The 3,206-nt window shown below is 71.1% G+C and carries 3 protein-coding genes and 1 pseudogene; 2 read left to right on the top strand and 2 right to left on the bottom strand.

The annotated features are described in order from the left end of the window. Both D7V88_RS40065 and D7V88_RS40070 read right to left on the bottom strand, forming a co-directional pair. Positions 1 to 540, bottom strand: a 540-nt coding sequence (locus D7V88_RS40065) for an RtcB family protein (RefSeq protein ID WP_147449094.1), incomplete at its 3' end; no start/stop codon positions are given. Further along, complete coding sequence (locus D7V88_RS40070) at positions 537 to 968, bottom strand: ribosome-binding factor A (RefSeq protein ID WP_120545768.1); 432 nt, start codon at positions 966 to 968, stop codon at positions 537 to 539. The genes D7V88_RS40070 and D7V88_RS40065, both read right to left, overlap by 4 nt. A gap of 429 nt (positions 969 to 1,397) precedes the next feature. Here D7V88_RS40070 and D7V88_RS40075 point away from each other — a divergent pair, with 429 nt between their 5' ends. Further along, on the top strand, positions 1,398 to 2,792 hold the full coding sequence (locus tag D7V88_RS40075; protein ID WP_120545769.1) for a dihydrolipoyl dehydrogenase family protein: 1,395 nt from the start codon (positions 1,398 to 1,400) through the stop codon (positions 2,790 to 2,792). Positions 2,793 to 2,962: 170 nt separating this feature from the next. Continuing rightward, positions 2,963 to 3,206 (top strand): annotated as a pseudogene (locus D7V88_RS40080) (energy transducer TonB); the annotation flags it as partial.

Raw genomic sequence — 3,206 nt, forward strand, 5'->3', positions numbered from 1 at the left:
CCCCACGCCCCGGGACCCGGTGTGGATGAGCAGCCAGAGGTCCCCTGCCCCGTCCCGGTCCAACTCCAGGAAGTGGTTGCCACCGCCCAGCGTGCCCAGGTGGCGCGGCGCCAGTCGCTCCCAGGCCTGGGTGAGCCGGTGGGTGGACAGCGCCGGGGACTCCAGCCCGGGTGGCAGGGGCAGGCCCTTGCCCCGGTGCACCGCGTCCCCCACGGGGATGACGCGCGAGAGCTGGGACAGGAGCTGTTCCAGATCCGCGCGGGACAGCGACGCGGCGGGGAAGGCGAAGCGGTGCGCGCTCACGCCGCAGCCCAGGTCGTTGCCCAGCGCGCCGGGGACGACGTGGTGTTCGGTGGCGAAGACGGTGCCCACCGCCACGCCCGACGCGAGGTGCACGTCCGGCATCACCGCCACGTGTTCGACGACATAGGACTGCGCGGCGAGCTGCTGGAGCTGCCGGAGCGCGGCGGTGGGCACCGCGCGGGCCCAGGCGAGCAGCGGCACCGCGCCCGGAGGGACTTCGAGGAGGCGGGGCATCATGCGTCACCCCCTTCCTCTTCGTCGTCCGGGCCCCAGCCGCTGTCGTCGGGCCCCGTGCGTGGGGCGGTGCCCACGTGGACGAAGCGCAGGTTCGGGGTGCGCTTGAGGTTCAGGTGCTGCGCGAGCTGGGAGCGCAGGTAGCCCTGCGCGCGGAGCAGGGCCTCCTTCACCTGCGCGGGGTCGGCGGTGCCCTCCGACAGCGTGTAGCCGATGCGCGCGGTGCGGCCTTCGGGGGACAGCTCGAACGACGTCAGCGCGACGCCTTCGAGCAGTGGGTCGGACAGCTCGCCCCGGAACAGCAGCGAGATCTCCTCGGAGAGGGTGGATTGGACGCGCAGGTGGCGCGCGGACGGAGCCTGGGACTGGAACAGCGAGGAACCCGAACGTCGGGACGACGCGCGGGGACGGCGAGACCTGGAGGAGGACATGAGCGAAGACGGACTTCGGTCGGCCGCGTCCCGTCACTCACGAGGAGCCGGGACACGACCGTGGGTGTGCACGCAGGAGCTCCCGCGCGGACACGCCGCCTTTCGCGCACGGCGAGGACGTCCCTTGCGCCACGGGCCACGCGCAAGAAGGCGCGGCCGTCGGGCAGGTGCGGGACGACGCCGGTGACGCTAGACGCGCGACCGTGAGGAGCGAACCGAGACACCCTTGGCGACACGTCCCATGGCACACCTCCCGCCGCACGCGGATCCGCGCGGACGACGCACCGACGCGACGGGAATGCCGGGCCTGACAATAAAAGCGCGGGGCCTGTCCGGTGGTGACCAGCCGCTCTTTCCACCATCCGACTCGGGCGTTCAGTGCGATTGGCAGGGAGGACTCCCGGATGCAAGCAGTAGGCGGGAGGCTTCATGGCCGAGACTTTCGACGTGGTGGTGATTGGGGCGGGTCCGACGGGGGAAAACGCGGGAGCGAGGGCCGCGGCGGGTGGGTTGAAGGTGGCGCTCGTGGAGCACGAGCTGCTGGGCGGCGAGTGCTCCTACTGGGCCTGCATCCCCAGCAAGGCCCTGCTACACCCTGGCGAGACACTCTGGATGGCGCAGCACACGCCCGGCGTGCGCGAGCTCATCAAGGAGCCGCTCAAGGCCGAGGCCGTGCTCAAGCACCGCGACAAGATGGTGGGCGGTTACGACGACAAGTCCCAGGTGAAGTGGGCGGAAGGGGCGAAGCTCACCGTGGTGAAGGGCCGCGGCAAGCTCACCGGCCCGCGCAGGGTGCGCGTGGAGGGCAAGGACGGGAAGGTGCGCGAGCTGGAAGCGCGCAAGGCCGTCGTCATCGCCACGGGCAGCAAGCCGCGCATGCCGGACATCGCGGGGCTCAAGGACTCCAGGCCCTGGGACAACCGCGAGGGCACGGGCTCCAAGGCGGTGCCGGGCCGGCTGGTGGTGCTGGGCGGCGGCGTGGAGTCGGTGGAGCTGGCGCAGGCCTGGCGCGAGCTGGGTTCGGAGGTGACGCTGGTGCAGCGCGGCCCCCGCCTGCTCACGCGCTTCGAACCCTTCGTGGGCGAGCAGGTGGCCCAGTCGCTGCGCGACATTGGCGTGCGCGTGTTCCTGGAGACGCAGGCGACGAAGGTGCAGCGCTCGGGCGAGGGCAAGGGCGAATACACCGTGACGCTGTCCAACCGGGACACGCTGCGCGCGGACGCGCTGCTCGTGGCCATGGGCCGCACGGCGCGCACGGACGACCTGGGCGTGGACACGGTGGGCCTCAAGCCCGGTGCCTCCATCGAGGTCGATGATCAGCTCCGCGCGAAGGGCGTGGACGGCGACTGGCTCTACGCGTGCGGCGACGTGAACGGCCGCAACCTGCTCACGCACATGGGCAAGTACCAGGGACGCTTGGTGGGCGACGTCATCCTGGGCAAGCCCGCGAAGGCGTGGGCGGACACGAAGGCCACGCCGCAGGTCGTCTTCACGCACCCGCAGGTGGCCAGCGTGGGCCTCACCGAGGAGAAGGCGCGCAAGGCGGGCGTCCCGGTGAAGACGGTGCAGTACGAACTGGGGGACGTGGCCGGCACGTCGCTCATGGGCGAGGGCTTCAAGGGCACCGCGAAGCTGGTGGTGGACGAGCAGCGCCGGGTCATCGTGGGCGCCACGTTCACCGGCCCCGGCGTGGGGGAGATGCTCCACGCGGCCACCATCGCCGTCGCGGGCGAGGTGCCGCTGGACACGCTGTGGCACGCGGTGCCGTCGTATCCCACCATGAGCGAGGTCTGGCTGCGGCTGCTGGAAGCCTACGGGCTGTAAGTCACACAGCAGGGGCGGCTCCGCCGTACTTCCCGACGGAGCCGTGACGCACCTGGCGCGTGAAATTCCGAACGCACGCGCTTCGTGACCCAATCGAAACAAGGCCGGGGGCAAAGTGTCACGGGGCCTGAACCTTCGTGACACACGGCGTCGCTATATGCGTCCCCGTCATGTTCGAAACGTTCGACAGCGCCTCCAGCGCCCCCGCCGCCCGGCGGTTCGCGCTCTCCACCACCGCGTCGGTCGCCGTCTTCGGACTCATCGCCGTCGCGGCGATGACCGCGGCGAACACCGTGAAGGAAGTCATCCAGGAGAAGAAGGTGGACGTCGTCTTCCGTCCGCCTCCTCCACCGCCTCCCGTCGTCGAGGTGAAGCCTCCTCCCCCGCCTCCGCCGCCGCCCGTGAAGGTCACGC

Origin of the sequence: Corallococcus terminator (genome assembly GCF_003611635.1) — a bacterium.
In the GTDB taxonomy this organism is placed as follows: Bacteria; Myxococcota; Myxococcia; order Myxococcales; family Myxococcaceae; genus Corallococcus; species Corallococcus terminator.

Excerpts from the sequence above, each read along its gene's own strand:
- D7V88_RS40070 (WP_120545768.1), bottom strand. The coding sequence starts at position 968 with ATGTCCTCCTCCAGGTCTCGCCGTCCCCGCGCGTCGTCCCGACGTTCG.
- D7V88_RS40075 (WP_120545769.1), top strand. The coding sequence starts at position 1,398 with ATGGCCGAGACTTTCGACGTGGTGGTGATTGGGGCGGGTCCGACGGGG.